The sequence below is a fragment of the Streptomyces sp. NPDC003247 genome (assembly GCF_042888135.1).
Classification (GTDB): Bacteria; Actinomycetota; Actinomycetes; order Streptomycetales; family Streptomycetaceae; genus Streptomyces.
Genome location: NZ_JBIAPF010000011.1, coordinates 146,461 through 161,555 on the forward strand (window position 1 = coordinate 146,461; position 15,095 = coordinate 161,555).

General features: G+C 74.8%; 15 protein-coding genes. 8 read left to right on the forward strand and 7 right to left on the reverse strand.

Going from position 1 to position 15,095, the window contains the following annotated elements; all coding sequences use genetic code 11:
• The first annotated feature begins 106 nt into the window (after positions 1–106).
• Positions 107–1,234, forward strand: coding sequence for an NADH:flavin oxidoreductase (locus tag ACFYWQ_RS32320; RefSeq protein ID WP_389521348.1), 1,128 nt, complete (start codon positions 107–109; stop codon positions 1,232–1,234).
• 297 nt (positions 1,235–1,531) lie between these two features.
• Positions 1,532–3,079 carry a carboxylesterase/lipase family protein gene (locus ACFYWQ_RS32325; protein ID WP_389521350.1) on the forward strand — a complete coding sequence of 516 codons (1,548 nt, stop codon included), beginning with the start codon at positions 1,532–1,534 and terminating at the stop codon, positions 3,077–3,079.
• Positions 3,080–3,156: 77 nt separating this feature from the next.
• Here the strand turns inward: ACFYWQ_RS32325 and ACFYWQ_RS32330 are convergent, their stop codons facing one another.
• Complete coding sequence (locus ACFYWQ_RS32330; protein WP_389521352.1) at positions 3,157–3,849, reverse strand: DUF4232 domain-containing protein; 693 nt, start codon at positions 3,847–3,849, stop codon at positions 3,157–3,159.
• A 70-nt stretch (positions 3,850–3,919) separates the two neighbouring features.
• The gene (locus ACFYWQ_RS32335) at positions 3,920–4,555 is read right to left on the reverse strand and encodes a VanZ family protein (protein WP_389521353.1); all 636 of its coding nucleotides are present in this window, start codon (positions 4,553–4,555) and stop codon (positions 3,920–3,922) included.
• 157 nt (positions 4,556–4,712) lie between these two features.
• Between ACFYWQ_RS32335 and ACFYWQ_RS32340 the strand changes: the two genes are divergently transcribed.
• Together ACFYWQ_RS32340 and ACFYWQ_RS32345 are read left to right on the forward strand one after the other, a co-directional pair.
• Positions 4,713–5,909, forward strand: coding sequence for a sensor histidine kinase (locus ACFYWQ_RS32340; RefSeq protein WP_389521354.1), 1,197 nt, complete (start codon positions 4,713–4,715; stop codon positions 5,907–5,909).
• Complete coding sequence (locus ACFYWQ_RS32345) at positions 5,906–6,556, forward strand: response regulator (RefSeq protein ID WP_389521355.1); 651 nt, start codon at positions 5,906–5,908, stop codon at positions 6,554–6,556. Before ACFYWQ_RS32340 ends, ACFYWQ_RS32345 begins: the two co-directional genes overlap by 4 nt.
• A 125-nt stretch (positions 6,557–6,681) precedes the next feature.
• On the opposite strand, the gene ACFYWQ_RS32350 is transcribed toward ACFYWQ_RS32345, so the two are convergent.
• Positions 6,682–7,248 carry a hypothetical protein gene (locus tag ACFYWQ_RS32350; RefSeq protein ID WP_389521356.1) on the reverse strand — a complete coding sequence of 189 codons (567 nt, stop codon included), beginning with the start codon at positions 7,246–7,248 and terminating at the stop codon, positions 6,682–6,684.
• Positions 7,249–7,394: 146 nt separating this feature from the next.
• Between ACFYWQ_RS32350 and ACFYWQ_RS32355 the strand changes: the two genes are divergently transcribed.
• Together ACFYWQ_RS32355 and ACFYWQ_RS32360 are read left to right on the forward strand one after the other, a co-directional pair.
• Positions 7,395–8,021 (forward strand): hypothetical protein, encoded by a 627-nt coding sequence (locus tag ACFYWQ_RS32355; protein WP_389521358.1) that lies wholly within the window; start codon positions 7,395–7,397, stop codon positions 8,019–8,021.
• 129 nt (positions 8,022–8,150) lie between these two features.
• A complete protein-coding gene (locus ACFYWQ_RS32360) occupies positions 8,151–9,716 on the forward strand; it encodes a subtype B tannase (RefSeq protein WP_389521360.1) in 1,566 nt (521 codons plus the stop codon).
• On the opposite strand, the gene ACFYWQ_RS32365 is transcribed toward ACFYWQ_RS32360, so the two are convergent.
• The 3 genes from ACFYWQ_RS32365 to ACFYWQ_RS32375 form a co-directional block, all read right to left on the reverse strand.
• On the reverse strand, positions 9,661–11,217 hold the full coding sequence (locus ACFYWQ_RS32365) for a PTS transporter subunit EIIC (protein ID WP_389521362.1): 1,557 nt from the start codon (positions 11,215–11,217) through the stop codon (positions 9,661–9,663). The genes ACFYWQ_RS32360 and ACFYWQ_RS32365 overlap by 56 nt on opposite strands.
• Positions 11,218–11,233: 16 nt before the next feature.
• Positions 11,234–12,169, reverse strand: a complete 936-nt coding sequence (murQ, locus tag ACFYWQ_RS32370; RefSeq protein WP_389521364.1) for an N-acetylmuramic acid 6-phosphate etherase — start codon at positions 12,167–12,169, stop codon at positions 11,234–11,236.
• Positions 12,170–12,345: 176 nt separating this feature from the next.
• Positions 12,346–13,242, reverse strand: coding sequence for a MurR/RpiR family transcriptional regulator (locus ACFYWQ_RS32375; RefSeq protein WP_389521366.1), 897 nt, complete (start codon positions 13,240–13,242; stop codon positions 12,346–12,348).
• Between the two features lie 130 nt (positions 13,243–13,372).
• Between ACFYWQ_RS32375 and ACFYWQ_RS32380 the strand changes: the two genes are divergently transcribed.
• Both ACFYWQ_RS32380 and ACFYWQ_RS32385 read left to right on the forward strand, forming a co-directional pair.
• On the forward strand, positions 13,373–13,801 hold the full coding sequence (locus tag ACFYWQ_RS32380) for a hypothetical protein (RefSeq protein WP_389521617.1): 429 nt from the start codon (positions 13,373–13,375) through the stop codon (positions 13,799–13,801).
• A gap of 7 nt (positions 13,802–13,808) precedes the next feature.
• A complete protein-coding gene (locus ACFYWQ_RS32385) occupies positions 13,809–14,093 on the forward strand; it encodes a DUF4031 domain-containing protein (RefSeq protein WP_389521368.1) in 285 nt (94 codons plus the stop codon).
• Here ACFYWQ_RS32385 and ACFYWQ_RS32390 read toward each other — a convergent pair.
• Positions 14,083–14,964 (reverse strand): hypothetical protein, encoded by an 882-nt coding sequence (locus ACFYWQ_RS32390; protein WP_389521370.1) that lies wholly within the window; start codon positions 14,962–14,964, stop codon positions 14,083–14,085. The two genes, ACFYWQ_RS32385 and ACFYWQ_RS32390, sit on opposite strands and share 11 nt — an antisense overlap.
• Positions 14,965–15,095 lie beyond the last annotated feature (131 nt).

Below are 15,095 nucleotides of genomic sequence, written 5' to 3' on the forward strand. Positions count from 1 at the left end.
ATCGGTCCCCGCGCCTAGGGTCTGTCGTTCGGATCAGGTCGCAGGGATCCGACGGTGCCCTGTGAGCTCACGCGTGATCCGAACGACAGACCCTAGGAGCCCCTACGTGACCGTCACCGCTTCCGCCGCCTCCCGTGCCGCCGAGATCCTCTCCCGTCCGGTCTCGCTGGGCGGCCTGACCGTCCCGAACCGGATCGCGATGGCGCCCATGACCCGCATGTTCTCCCCGGACGGCGTTCCCGGCGACGACGTCGTGTCGTACTACGCGCGCCGCGCGGGCGCCGGCGTGGGGCTGATCGTGACCGAGGGGACGTACGTCGGTCACCCGTCGGCCGGGCAGAGCGACCGGGTGCCGCGGTTCCACGGTGAGGAGCAGCTCGCGGGCTGGGCGAGGGTCGCCGAGGCCGTGCACGCGGCCGGCGGGACGATCGTGCCGCAGCTGTGGCACATCGGCATGGTGCGCGAGCAGGGCCGGCCGCCCTTCGCGGACGCCCCGGCCGTCGGCCCCTCCGGCCTCCGTGTCGACGGCACCGAGGGCACCGGCGAGGCGATGACCCAGCGCGACCTGGACGACGTCATCGGCGCGTTCGCCGAGTCGGCCGCGGCGGCCGAGCGCATCGGCTTCGACGGTGTGGAGATCCACGGCGCCCACGGCTACCTCATCGACCAGTTCCTGTGGGCGGGCACCAACCGCCGCACCGACGCCTACGGCGGCGACCCCGTGGCCCGTACGAAGTTCGCCGCCGAGATCGTGGCCGCGGTGCGCGAGACGGTATCCCCCGGCTTCCCGGTCGTCTTCCGCTACTCGCAGTGGAAGCAGGAGGCCTACGACGCCCGGCTCGCCGAGACCCCCGAGGAGCTGGAGGCCGTCCTCACCCCGCTCGCCGCGGCCGGCGTGGACGTCTTCCACGCCTCCACCCGCCGCTACTGGGTGCCGGAGTTCGACGGCTCCGACCTCAACCTCGCGGGCTGGACGAAGAAGCTGACCGGCAAGCCCGTCATCACGGTCGGCTCGGTCGGCCTCGACGGCGACTTCCTCCACGCCTTCCGGGGCGAGGGCGCCCCGCTCAAGGGCCTCGACGACCTCCTCGACCGGCTGGAGCGCGACGAGTTCGACCTGGTCGCCGTCGGCCGCGCCCTGCTCCAGGACCCGGAGTGGGCGGCGAAGGTCCTCTCCGGCCGCTTCGACGAGCTGAAGCCCTACGACGCGGCGGCGCTGCGCACGCTGAGCTGAGGCCGTGCCGCGCGGCGGGGCTGGTTGGTCCGTGGAACCGGTGGTTCGCGGGGCTGGGCGTTCGTGGGGCCGGTGGTCCGTGGGGCCGGTGGCTCGTGGGGCCGGTGGTCCGTGGGGCCGGTGGCTCGTGGGGCCGGGTGGTCCGTGGTGAGGCGGCCGTCGTGGGTGCCGGCGCACGGCCGGGTGCCCCGCCGGGGCCGCCCGCGCCGGCGGGACGGTGGCCGCCCGGCACTTTCCGTGCCGCCGCTCCGTTTCCCGGAGAGCCCCTGAAGCCCCGCAGTGAGGAGTGGCGAAGCGATGACGACAGCCGAACACCGGGAGCAGGCGCCCGCACCCGTCGTACGGACCGCCGCCGGGGCGGTGCGCGGGAGCCGGGAGGACGGTCTGGCCGTCTTCCGGGGCATCCCCTTCGCCGCGCCCCCGGTCGGGGCGGACCGCTTCCAGGCCCCCCGCCCGCCCGTCCCCTGGGAGGGCGTCCGGGAGGCGGACGCCTTCGGCCCGCCGCCCCCGCAGGAGGCGGGCCTCCTCGGCCCCCGGGGAGCCACCCCCACCGGCGACGACTGGCTCACGGTGAACGTCTGGACGCCGGACCCGAGTCCCTCCGCCGCGCCCCGCCCGGTGATGGTCTGGATCTACGGCGGCGCCTACAAGATCGGCCACTCCGGCAGCCCCGGCTACGACGCCCAGCACCTCGCCCGCGCCGGCGACCTCGTCGTCGTCACCCTCAACTACCGCGTCGGCATAGAGGGGTTCGCCCGGATCGACGGCGCCCCCGCCAACCGGGGGCTGCTCGACCAGGTCGCTGCCCTGGAGTGGGTGCGGGACAACATCGCGGCCTTCGGCGGGGACCCGGGCCGGGTGACCGTCTTCGGGGAGTCGGCGGGCGCCGGTTCGGTGGCGGCGCTGCTGGCCGTGCCGAGCGCGCGGGGCCTGTTCGGGCGGGCCGTCGCGCAGAGCGTGCCCGGCACCTACTTCTCCGACGAGCTGGCCCGTGACCTGGCCGCCGCCATCGCCGCCGAGGCGGGGCTGCGCCCGACCGCCGCCGACCTGGCCACCGTCGATCCGCGTGAGCTGCCCGAGGCGGGGGCGGCGCTGGGCGAGAAGATGGCGGCGCGCGTGGACCGGTGGGGCCGGGTCGCGCCCACCGTCACCCCGTTCTCGCCGGTCGTCGACGGCGAGGTCCTGCCGGTCACCCCCTGGCAGGCGCTGGCGGCGGGCGCGGGCCGGGACGTCGAGCTGCTCGTCGGGCACAACGCGCAGGAGTACCGCCTCTTCGTGGCCATGGCCGGGCGCCTGGGCAAGGTGACGGAGGATCAGGCGACGGACGCCTTGCGGATGTTCGGGCCGGGCGGCGGGGAGGCGGGGGAGCGGGCGTACCGCGCCGCCTTCCCGCAGGCCGGGCCGGGCGAGTTGTACGAGCGGGTGCAGTCGGACTGGCTGTTCCACATGCCCTCCCTGCGGCTGGCCGAGGCGCAGGTCGCGGGCGGCGGCCGGGCCCACGTCTACGAGCTGACCTGGCCGGCCCCCGCCCTGGACGGCGCCTTCGGCGCCTGCCACGGCCTGGACATCCCCCTGCTGTTCGGCACCTACCGGGCGGACCTCGGGGCCCTGCTGTTCGGGGACGCGGAGGTGACGGAGGAGGCGAGGGCCCTGTCGTCCTTCATGCGCGGCGCCTGGACGGCGTTCGCGGGCACCGGCGACCCGGGCTGGCCGGCGTACGACACGGAACGGCGGCTGGTGCAGATCCTGGACGCGCGGCCGGAGGTGCGCCCCTACCCGGAGGAGACCTCGCGCCGCCTGTGGGAGGACCACGACTTCCCGCCGCTGCCGCTGCTGGGGGCCTGAGACCGACGCCGGGGGGGGGGGGGGGGGGGGGGCCCCCCCCCCCCCCCCCCCCGCCCGGCCCGTTCCGGGGACGGTTCTCAGGAGGTGAAGGGGACGGCGTCCTGCGGGTCGGTGTGCCAGTTGGTGACGAGGGGCTCCTCGACGAGGACGCTGCCGACGTCGAGCGAGAGGGGGTTGGGGTCGTCGTCGGCGACGGAGACGATGACGGTGCCGTACTCGGTGCCGCCGTCGCCGTCGGTGCTCTTCGGGCTGACACCGGCGTAGACCGTCGTGTCGCCGGAGAGGGTGATCTCGTCGCCGGCGACCTGTTCGGCGGGACCGGCCTGGGTGCCGCCCGAGCCGAAGGCGATGACGGGCAGGCCGCCGGGCAGGACGCAGGTGATGCCCGGCTCGGCCTTGACGCTGATCCGGTAGTAGCCGCCGGCCTGGGTCATCTCCTCGGCGCTCCAGGTCAGGTCGTTGGTGCCGCAGGACTGGCCGTAGCCGGACTTGTCCCCGGCCTCCGTGGAGGAGCCCGAGTCGGAGTCGGTGCCGGTGCCGGTGCCGGTGGCCCGGCCGGTCGTGGTCGACTTCGCACCGCCGTCGTCGCTGCCGCCGTCGGTGGAGGTGCCCTGGGCTCCGCCGGACGAGGGGGAGGAGCCGGCGGCCCCGGTGGTGTCGGACGCGGCGACGGGAGAGGCGTCGGTCGTGCCCTCCTCGCAGGCGGTCATCAGGAAGCCGGCGGTGACGGCGGCGGTGACGACGAGGGCGGTGCGCAGACGGCGGTTCATCTCGGTGGGTTTCCTTCTCGACACGGTCATGGGTGATGACGGATGGTCACGGATGTTCGGTGGGCGGGGTTCAGGGACGGGTGACGGGGGCCGCGATCGGGGCGGGCCGGGGCCCGTCGGCGGTCGCTGTCCGCCGGCGGTCGCCCTGGAGCGCCGCGGAGCGGGGCAGCGAGGCCGCGAGGAGGGGCGTGCGCAGGGCCGGCGTGCGCAGGGCGTAGGTCACCAGGGCGTAGCCGGCGAGTCCGCCGAGCGCGTTGGCGAGGACGTCGTTGACGTCCACGGAACGGCCGTTGTTCAAGGCGATGTACGACAGCAGCTGCGCGGCTTCCACGGTCAGGCTGACCGCGGCCGTCATCAGGGCCGCCCGCTTCGGTGAGGTGGCGTGCCGGGACAGCAGGGGCAGCAGGAAGCCGGCCGGGACCATCATGATGACGTTGGCGACGATCGTGATGTCCGCGGTGAGCAGCGGGACGAAGTTGATCTGGCCGTACCAGGGGGCCTGGTTGGCGTACGTGCCCCACGTCACGTCCAGCGGGAAGATCGTCAGGGACAGTACGGCGGCGGCGTAGACGGCGGCGGCCAGCTGGAGGAGGGCGCGGCGCATGTTCCACGCGCCGCGCCACACCTGGACGGCGGTGACGGCCGCGAACAGGACGAGCGCGGGGCCGAGAACGGGCGCGGATTCCACCTGGTAACGGATGTCCATGACGGGTGATCCTTCGGTCGGGACGAGCGGTGCTGACGTCGTCCAGCTTCCTTCCGGGGCCAGGTCCCGCGGATCTCCCGAAAGATCCATTCCTCGCCGGACGGCTATGACTTTCGGCAGAGGGGGCCCGCTGGTGGGCGCGGCTAGGGTGCTCATCATGTTCAGATCACCGCGCGCCGTGGCGGTCGGCCGGTTCGCCGGCGGTGCCCTGCTGCTCTGCGTCCTCGGTGTGGCCCTGCTGATCGACCTGGGCGCCGACACCCTCCACCATCAGGGGACCGGGGTGCTGCTGCCCCTGTCGACGGCCGCGGCGGCGGCCGGTGCCCTCCCGGCCGTGGGGATCAGGCTGCCCCCTTCGGTGCTGGCGTGGGGGGCGTGCGGTGTGGCGCTGGTGTCGCTGGTCTGCTCGGCCGGGCTGGGTGTCGTGGCGGCGGGCGGCGGCTCGGTGCTGGACGAGGCCTCCGACACCTACACCCTGTTCGAGCCGGCCGCCCTGATGGTGCTGCTGCACGTGACGGCGCGCCGTGGGTCCCCGGCCGGCACCGCCGTCGCCCTGCCGCTGCTGATGACCGCCGTCGTCCTGCGTCCGCTGGTGATCGAGGTGGACGAGGGCAGCAGCATCGTCGCGCTCATCCTGACGCTGGTGGCCAGCGGCGCCCTGGCCTCCGGCCTCACCGTCCGTCTGGTCGTCGCCGCCCGCCGGCAGCGCGAGGAGCAGATCAGACTCGAACAGCGCCTCGGCTTCGCCCGTGACCTGCACGACTTCGTCGCCCACCACATATCGGGCATCGTGGTCCAGGCGCAGGGTGCCCGTGCCGTCGCGGCCAGGAAGCCCCAGGCGGTGGGCGACGCCCTGGAGCTGATCGAGAGCACCGGTGCGGAGGCGCTGACCGCCATGCGCAAGATGGTCGGCGCCCTGCGCGAGGACACCGTCCCGGACACGCGGGCGCCGGGGACGGACGCCGTCCGCGCCCTCGTCGCCGACTGCCGACTGCCCGGGGCCCGGGTCGACCTCACCGAGACCGGCCCGGCCGACAGCCTCCCCGCGGACGCCGCCCACCTCGTGGAACGCGTGGTCATGGAGGCGCTGACGAACATCCGCAAGCACGCCCGCGACTGCACCACCGCGCGGGTGCACCTGGACGTCTCCCGCCGCCGGGTGACCGCGCGGATCACCGACGACGGACACCACCGCCCGTCCGACGGCACCGGCGGCACCGGCGGCTACGGCCTGCGCGGCCTGCGCGAGGTCACCGACGCCGCCGGGGGCACACTGACCGCGGGCCCCGGCCCCGAGGCCGGCTGGCACGTCGTACTCGAACTCCCTCTCCCCCTACGGCAGGTGCCCCGATGACCATCCGTGTCCTTCTCGCGGACGACCAGACGATCGTCCGCACCGGCATGGCCATGATCCTCGCGGCGGAGGACGACATCGAGGTCGTCGCCCAGGCGGCCGACGGGGTCGCCGCGATCGAGCAGGTCGACCGGCACCGCCCCGACGTCGTCCTCATGGACATCCGCATGCCGCGGCTGAACGGCATCGAGGCGCTGCGGCACCTGCACCGTCCCGGGGCCGCGCATCTCCCGAAGGTCGTCATGGTGACGACCTTCGACGACGACGAGTACGTCCACCAGGCCCTGCACCACGGTGCCTGCGGCTTCCTCCTCAAGGACGCGGGGCCTCGTCTGCTGGCCGAGGCCGTGCGCTCCGCCGCCTCCGGCGAGGCCCTCATCAGCCCCTCCATCACCGTCCGCCTGCTCCGGCAGTTCGCCCGCCCCGCCGCCGCTGCCGCCCCGGCCCGTCCCTCGCCCCTGTCCCAGCGCGAGACCGAGGTCGCCGTGCTCGTCTCCCGCGGGCACACCAACGCGGAGATCGCCGCCGCCCTGCACATCGGCACGGGCACGGTGAAGACCCATCTCACCAACATCCAGAGCAAACTCGGTGTCCGCAACCGGGTCGAGACGGCGGCCTGGGCGTGGGAGTCGGGCCTCGCCCGCTGACCGGACCGCGCGTGGCGGCCCCACGGACCCCCACGGACGGGGCGGGAACGGTACGGATCGGATCGGATCGGAACGGATAGGAACGGAACAGATCCGTGCGGTCCGCGTGATGGCCGGGAGAGGCCTCAGACGTTCCCCAGCGGCTCGATGTCCACGCGGACCGGGGTGCCCCACACGCGCAGGACCTCGTAGTCGGTGAATTCGTGCACGAGGCGGTAGGCCATGGCGGGCCGGGAGCCGCGCCGCGCGGCGGCGAGGTACGCCTCGGCCTCGCGCCGGTCGCGGCGGGGCGTGCCGCACAGCTGCCACTCCTGGCCGTTCCACAGCTCCGGCAGCCAGCGCTGCTGGGGCTGGGGGCGGTCGGCGCGGGTGCCGTAGCGGGACGGGGCGGTCGGGTGCGGGGTCTGCGGGGCGGGGCCGTTGAACTCGGCGCGCCGGGCCGCCCGGCGGCGGGTCTCGCACAGCAGGCACAGGTCGGGGGCGCTCTCGTCGACGGGCCCGTTCGGGTGCTCGGCGCAGCGGGTCGCGGGCGGGGCGCTGCCGGCGCTCTCGTCCAGCAGCTCCAGGGCCCGCCGCAGATCGGCTCTGACCTCGTGCAGCTTGGCGTCGGGGGTGTCCGAGGAGAGGGCGTCGCCGTGCTCACCGAGGAGGCGGAGGGCACGGCCCAGGTGGGTGAGCTGGGCGTGGTTCATGGCGAGCGGCTCCGTTCCCTGCTGCTTTCCGTACTCGTGCGCTGTGCGCACGCGTGCGCCGGACTGCGATGACACCACCGTCGCACACCGCACCGACAGACCACCCGCGGGCGGGGTCACGGGCGGCGGGTCCTACCGTGTGGCGCATGAGCGCACACGAGACAGTCGCCCCGGACGGCGCACGCCCCGCGGCACCGGCGCCGGCCGCGAGAAGGACCCTCCCTTCCCTCCTGTGGGCCCTCGCCCTCCCCGCCGGTCTGCTGCTCGCCTCCGGTGTCGCGCAGTGGGTGACCGCGGTCGGTGTCGTGCTCGTCCTGGCCGTCGTCGCCGTGGGCGCCTGTCTCGTCGGCGGGAGCTGGCACCGGGCCGGGGCGGCCACGCTCGTGTGCTTCGGGGGGTTCGCGCTGACGCTGTTCGCCGGGCCCGCCGTGTACGAGGGGTACATGAGGACGGTGGGGGAGCCGGTGTCCGCGGTGGTGGTCCGCGTCGTCGACCAGGACGTCAGGCGCGGGGCCGACATGGTCTGCACCGTCCGTGAACTCACCGGTGAGCGGCGCACGTTCGAGGTGTCGCAGCAGCAGAACTGCTTCGGGCAGGCGGAGGAGGGGGACCGTGTCGTGCTGCGCGAGGATCCGCTCGGGCTTCTCGACCCGTGGCTGCCGTACGGCTCCGGCGACCGCGGCACCGCCGGCATCACCCTCGCCTGCACCGCCGGCCTGACCCTGCTCGTCGGCGGGGCCACGTTCTACGGAGGGCTGCGCCGCCGCGGCTGACCGCCTCCGGCATGGATGCGATCACGCCATTTCCACGCCCGCTCCGCGTAATTGTTGACAGTTTTGGTGACGATTGGCAGTGTCATCGCCGCCGCCGAAGCTGCCCATCGAGAGACGGAAGTGAAGCGAGTGAAGCGCAGAACCGTGGTCATGGGTCTCACCGCCGCCGGGGTCGCCCCCGCCCTCGGGTTCGCCACCGACGCGCGAGCGGCGAGCGGAGGCGACACGACCGGCGGGACGGGCGATACGACGGGCGGGACGGGCGTGACGGCCGCGACGGGCGCGGCCGCCGCCGATGCTTCCCTGGTCTTCGACCCGGCCGCCTACACCGAGCAGACCATCGCCATCAAGGACACCACCGGCACCACCCACAGCGTGACCTACCGGTTCCACAAGGTCGCGAGCTACGTGGCCCGGCCGGTGAACGCCGCCTACCAGTCCCTCAACGTCAGCGTGCCGGTCGCCGTCGACGGCACCGCCGTCGACGCCTCCGACGCGCCGATCCTCCTCGCCAACTCGGTCGGCGGCTACATGCCGTCGAGCGTGGCGGACAACACCGGGATCATGGCCTCCGGGATGGGCGGCGGCACCAGCCGGCAGGGGCTCGCGCTCGCCGCCGGGTACGTCGTCGTCGAGCCGGGCGCGCGCGGCCGGACCCTCGTCGACGCCGACGGCGTCTACTACGGCACCGCCCCCGCCGCGATCGTCGACCTCAAGGCGGCCGTGCGGTACCTGAAGTACAACAAGGGCCGCGTGCCCGGTGACGTCGAGCGGATCGTCTCGTCCGGCGTCAGCGCGGGCGGCGCGCTGTCCGCGCTGCTCGGCGCCTCCGGCGACAGCCCGCTCTACGCCCCCTACCTGGAGGAGATCGGCGCGGCCGACGCCTCCGACGCGATCTTCGCCAGCGGCGACTGGTGCCCGATCACCGACCTGGAGCACGCCGACGCCGCCTACGAGTGGAACTGGGGCGCCAACCCGCTGGCCTCCGGGGCGCTCGTCGACCAGACGCTGTCGAAGGAGCTCGCGGCCGAGTACACCGGCTACCTCGCCTCCCTCGGGCTGCGCGGCAAGGGCTACGGCGCCCTCACCGTCCGCAACCTCGACGGCTACCTCGTCGAGCGGTACCTCCAGCCCTCGGCCACCGCGTTCCTCACGGGCCTGACGGACACCGCCCGCGCCGACTACCTCGCGGCGCACCCCTTCCTCACCTGGTCCGCCGGGAAGGCCTCCTTCACCTGGGCCGGCTTCCTCACCCACGTGGGCGCCCGCAAGAAGAACGCGCCGTCGTTCGACGCCTTCGACCTGAGCAGCCCCGAGAACAACCTCTACGGCACCGGCACCACCCGGGCCCGCCACTTCACCCTCCACAGCCTCCGCCACGAACAGGGGCCCGGCGCCCGGCTGGACGCCGACCTCCCCGAGAAGCTGCGGCTGATGAACCCGATGTACCACCTCGTGGACAAGGTGAACCCGTACCGCGCCCGGCACTGGTGGATCCGCGTCGGCACCAAGGACAGCGACACCTCGCTGTCGGTCGTCGCCAACCTGGCCACCCGCCTGGAGAACCTCGGCGACGACGTGAACACCCTCTACTACTGGGACGGCGGCCACGGCGCCGACCAGGACCCGGGCGACTTCATCACCTGGATCGCGAAGGTGTCGGGCCACCGGACCCGGTCGGCACGCGGTCGGTGACGCCGAAGACGTACGTCGCGGCGAAGCCGACCGCGTACCCCGTCAGCAGCCCGCCCGCGTAGATGCCGAGCAGTGTCCCCCAGCCCCGGTTCCCGGCCAGCAGGGGGAACAGGGCCCAGCCGGACGGGCCGATGGCCGTCGCGCCGACCCGGTCGCCGAGCATCGCGAAGAACCCGACGAAGGCCCCGCCGGCCGCCCCGCCCGCGCACGCCGTGAGGAAGGGGCGGCCCAGCGGGAGCGAGACGCCGTAGATCAGGGGCTCGCCCACGCCCAGCAGGCCCGCCGGGAGCGCCGACCTGATCGTCGTGCGCAGGGACGTGTCGTGGCGCAGGCGGACGTACACCGCGAGGGACGCGCCGACCTGGCCCGCGCCCGCCATCGCCAGGACCGGCAGCAGCACGGTGTACCCCTGCTGCTCGATCAGGGTGGTGTGCAGCGGGATGAGCGCCTGGTGCAGGCCGAGCATCACCAGCGGCAGGAACAGGCCGCCGAGGACGAACCCGGCGAACGCGCCCGTCGTCGCCAGCAGCCAGGTCGCGGCCGTGCCGACGGCCGAGGAGACCGCGCCGGCCGCGTACATCAGGCCGTAGAGCGTGGCGAGGCCCGCGACCAGGACCGTGAGGGTGGGGGTCAGCAGTACGTCCAGGGCGTCCGGGAACCGCCCCCGGCACCACCGCTCCACGTACGCCGCGAGCAGCGCGGCCGCCAGCGCGCCCAGGACCCCGCCCTGGCCGGGGGCGAGCGTCACCCCGGCCACGCTGACCTTGGCGACCCCCGGATACACGACGATCGCCGCGACCGCGCCGCCGAGCACCGGCGTGCCGCCGAACTCCTTCGCCGTGTTGTGGCCGACGAACACGGCGATCAGCGCCATGAAGCCGGAGGCGACGGCGGCCAGCGCGGGTGTCAGCCACGGCAGCAGGCCGGCGTTCAGCAGCAGCCCGTTGACACCCGCCAGGATCCCGCAGCCGATGAGGGCGGGGATGAGCGGCACGAAGACGGCGGCGACGCGGCGCAGCGCCGTCTTGACGGGCGTGGCGTTGCGCCGCCGCCGTTCCTCCTTCAACGCCGCACCCCGCGCGGCCAGTTCCTCCGCGGCCGACGGCCTTCCCGGCGCCGCCGTTTCCTCCGCGGCCGACGGCCTTCCCGGCGCCGCCGCTTCCTCCGCCGTCGGCCGCCCTCCCGGTGCCGCCGCTTCCTCCGCGGCCGACCGCCCTCCCAGCGCCGCCGGTTCCTCCGTCGTCGGCCGTGCCACCAGCTCCTCGAACGCGGCCGTCACCCGCGTCACCACCCCCGGCCCGAGCACCACCTGGTACGTGCCGTCGGCCACGACCAGGCCGAGCACTCCGGGCAGTGCCCGCAGCGCCTCCTCGTCCGCGCGGGACGGATCGGCCAGGCCCAGTCGCAGCCGGGTCATGCAGTGGGCGACGGACGTGACGTTCGCGGGGCCGCCGACCAGGGGGAGGAGCGCGGCGGCCGTGGCAAGGGGATCGTTGGGCACTCCCCGAGGGTGCGGCTCAGGGCCGTGCCCCGGCGAGCGCGGCACGCAGATGACCGCCGGACTCCTCCAGAAGGCGGGCGGCCGCCGGCCCGTCCACCCCCGCGAGCAGGACCAGGATCGCGGGCTTCACCTCGCCGCCGGTCGCCGCGAGGGCCCGCTCGATCTCGTCGTCGCCCGCGCCCGTCGCCAGGGCGACGATCCGCCGCGAACGGGCGCGCAGCTTCTCGTTGGAGGCGCGGACGTCGACCATCAGGTTCCCGTACGTCTTGCCCAGCCGGATCATCGTGATCGTCGACAGCATGTTCAGCACCAGCTTCTGGGCCGTGCCCGCCTTCAGCCGGGTGGACCCGGTGAGCAGCTCCGGTCCGACGACCACCTCGATGCCGTGCTCGGCGGCCGCCGCCAGCGCGCTGCCCGCGTTGCAGGCCAGCCCGACGGTCAGGGCGCCGCGCGAGCGGGCGTACGCCACGGCGCCGAGCGCGTACGGCGTCCGCCCGGACGCGGAGACGGCGACCACCGTGTCGTCGGCGGTCAGCGCGAGCGCGGCCAGGTCGGCCTCCGCCAGTTCCCGGGAGTCCTCGGCGCCCTCGACCGAGGTGACCATCGCCCGCGGGCCGCCCGCGATCAGCCCGACGACCTGGCCGGGGGCCGTGTTGAAGGTGGGCGGGCACTCGGAGGCGTCCAGCACCCCCAGCCGGCCGGCGGTGCCGGCGCCGGCGTGGACGAGCCGTCCGCCGCGGGCCATGCGCGCGGCGATCGCGTCGACGGCGGCGGCGACGGCCGGCAACTGGCGCGCGACGGCGGCGGGTACGGCGGCGTCCTCGCCGTTCATCAGCCGGGCGATCTCCAGGGTGGGCAGCCGGTCGATCTCGGCGAGGTCCGGGCGGAAGGCCTCGGTGGTGAGGGAGTCGAGCTGGTCGCGGAGGCCGTGAGGGCGGGAGGCGGAGGTCATGGGAAGAGGTTCTCTCCGGTGCGGTGCGGTGCGGGGTGATCAGGGAGTGGTGCAGCGTGCCCCGCGAGGGGCGGGGGGAACCGCGCGACAGGCCGTGACGGGCCCGCTGACGCCCCGGACGGTCACTCCTACGGTCCACGGCTCACGGGTGCCGGTGGCTCACCGGTGCCGGTGGCTCACCGGTGCCGGTGGGCCAACGCCTCGTAGCTCGCGGCCAGCGAGGGCGCCGCCGTGTCGTAGGTCCGCTGGGCCACTCCCACGAACAGACAGTCCACCACCAGCAGCTGTCCCGTGCGCGACGACATCGCCGCGGGCCGCAGCTCGCTCTCCCGCGCGGTGGACGTCGTCAGCACGTGGTCCGCGTACTGCGCGACCGCCCCGCCCGGCCGCCCGGTGATCGCGACGGTCGTCGCCCCCCGCTCGAACGCCACCCGCAGCGGTTCGACGACGTCCCCGGTCGACCCGGAGTGCGTGACGGCGACGGCGACGTCCCCCGCCCGCAGTTGCACGGCGCCGGTGACGGCGAGGTGCGGATCGCCGTGGGCGTGGGCCACCAGCCCGATCCGCAGCAGCTTCTGCACGAGGTCCTGGGCGACCAGCCCGGACGCGCCGACGCCGTAGACGTCGGTGCGGCGGGCGGCGGCCACCGCGTCGGCCACCGCGCCGAGCTGGACGGTGTCCAGGCCGGCGGCGGTGTCGGCGAGGGTCTGCCGCTCGTCGTGGGCGAGTTTGGCGACGACGTCGGCGAGGGGGTCGTCGACGGCGATGTCCGTGGCGATGACGGGCGCCCGCCCGGACTGCTGGTGCGCCGCGAGACCGGCGAGGGCCAGCCGCAGGTCGCGGTAGCCGGGGTAGCCGAGCAGGCGGGCGGTGCGCACGACGGTGGCCTCGCTGGTGCCGGTGCGCTCGGCGAGGCCGGTGACCGTCAGCGCGGCGCAGCCCGCCGGGTCGCGCGCGACGGCCTCGGCGACGCGCTGCATGGAGCGCGTCAGGGACGGGGCGAGCGTACGGATCTTCGAGGCCAGCGCGGAGGCCGGGGCGCCGCCGAAAACGTCCTTCACGTCCTGCGTCACCTCCGAAACGTATTTTCAGCTCGGTGCGGCGGTCAAGAGTGCGCACAATGGGGACATGGACCCCTCCGACACGCCCTCCGGCACACCCGCCGACCTGCCCTCCGACACGCCCTCCGGTACCCCCGCCGACGTGCCCTCCGGCGCCTCCTCCGACGCGCCGTCCGGGACGCCGTCCCCCACCCCCGTCAGCCCCCTGGAGCAGGCCCTGCACGCGGCGCGCGCCCTCGTGCTCGCCGACCTGGCCGCGGGCGAGGTGGCGGCGGCGGACGTGGTCTCCCTGGTCGAGGACTCCGTCGCGCAGCGGCGGTGGTGGGTCGGGCAGTGGCCGGACGGCGTGGAGTTCGTCGCGGGGCTGGTCGCGCAGGACGTGCAGGACGCGCTGCTGGAGCGGTACGGGCGCTGGCCGCTGTGCCCGGTGTGCGGCTCCGGCGATCCGCACGCCCTGGACGTGGAGCCCGAACTCGGGCCCGATCCGCAGTGGGTGTGCCACAAGGCGGGCGTGCGGGTCGCGGCGGTGGGCGCGCTGGGCTCGGCGACCGGCGGGCGGGCGTCCTCGTGAGGCGCCGGTGACGCTCTACATCGACCCGCCGACCTGGCCGGGGCACGGACGCCTGTGGTCCCACCTCGTCAGCGACGTCTCCTTCGACGAACTGCACGCCTTCGCCGAGCGGTTGGGTGTCCCGCGGCGGGCCTTCGAACGCGACCACTACGACCTGCCCTCGCACCGGTACGCCGACGCGGTGGCGGCGGGCGCGGTGGAGGTCGGCAGCCGCGAGGTGGTGCGGCTGCTGACCCGGGCGGGTCTGCGGCGGCGCAAGGGGAAGGGGCGGGCCGGCGGCGTCAGCCGGTGAACACCCGGTCCATCGTGTGCCACCAGGCGACGAGGCTCCCCTGGTCGGGGCCGGTGACCTGGACGAGGGCGGGACGGTCGTAGTAGCTGCACAGGAAGACGTACTGCCCGGAGGTCGCCAGGTAGCAGACCACGTCGCCCGCGGCCTCGTCGGGACTGTCGTTCTCCGACCAGCTGCCGTACACGTTGGTCTGCGTCTCGCAGTCGCCCATCTGCACCCGGGAGGCGTACTGCTGGAAGACGGCGTCCCGGGCGCTCTTCGTCGCGTACGTCACGACGCTGGCCTTCCCGGTGAGCGCGGCGCCGGTCTCGTCCGTGGTGGTCACCGTGCAGAACAGGGCGGCGTCCGAGCCCGGCCAGAGGGCGCGCGTGCAGCTGTCGCGCGACCACTGGTCGCTGTTGAGCGAGTCGCGCAGGGCGTGCTCGGCGTCGGTGAGGCCGTCCGAGCCGCCGTCCGAGCCGCCGTCCCCGGAGGTGCTCCCGGAGTCGGACGTGCCGCCCGAGTCCGAGGTGCCGCCGGCGTCGGAGGCGCCGCCCGCGTCCGACGTGCCGCCGTCGGTGACGTCGACGGGGCTGGGGCTGTCGCTCGGGTCGGTGTCTCCGCCGGAGCCCGAGTCGCCACCGGAGTCCGTGTCCCCGCCGGAGACGGTGCCGCCCGAGCCGGTCCGGCCGCCGCTGCTCGTCGTACCCCCCGAGTCGGCGCCGTCGGACCGCTCCGCGTCGATGTACAGGCCGATCACGGCGAGGACCGTGCTGATCACCACGCCGATGATCGTCCAGCGCACGCTCCGCCGGGCCAGCCGGTGGGGGTCGGGGTCCGGCAGCGGGGGGCCGGGCGGGTCCGGTGGCGTGGACGGGCCGTTGTCGCTCATGACGCTCCCCCGCTTCCCCCGGCGTACGCGGTCCGCGCGCGGCGGCGCGGCCGTACGGCATTATCGGAAGCGGGCGGGGGAGCGCGGAGGGGGAAAGCCCGAGGTTGGGCCCCGCCTACGCCAGGTCGAGG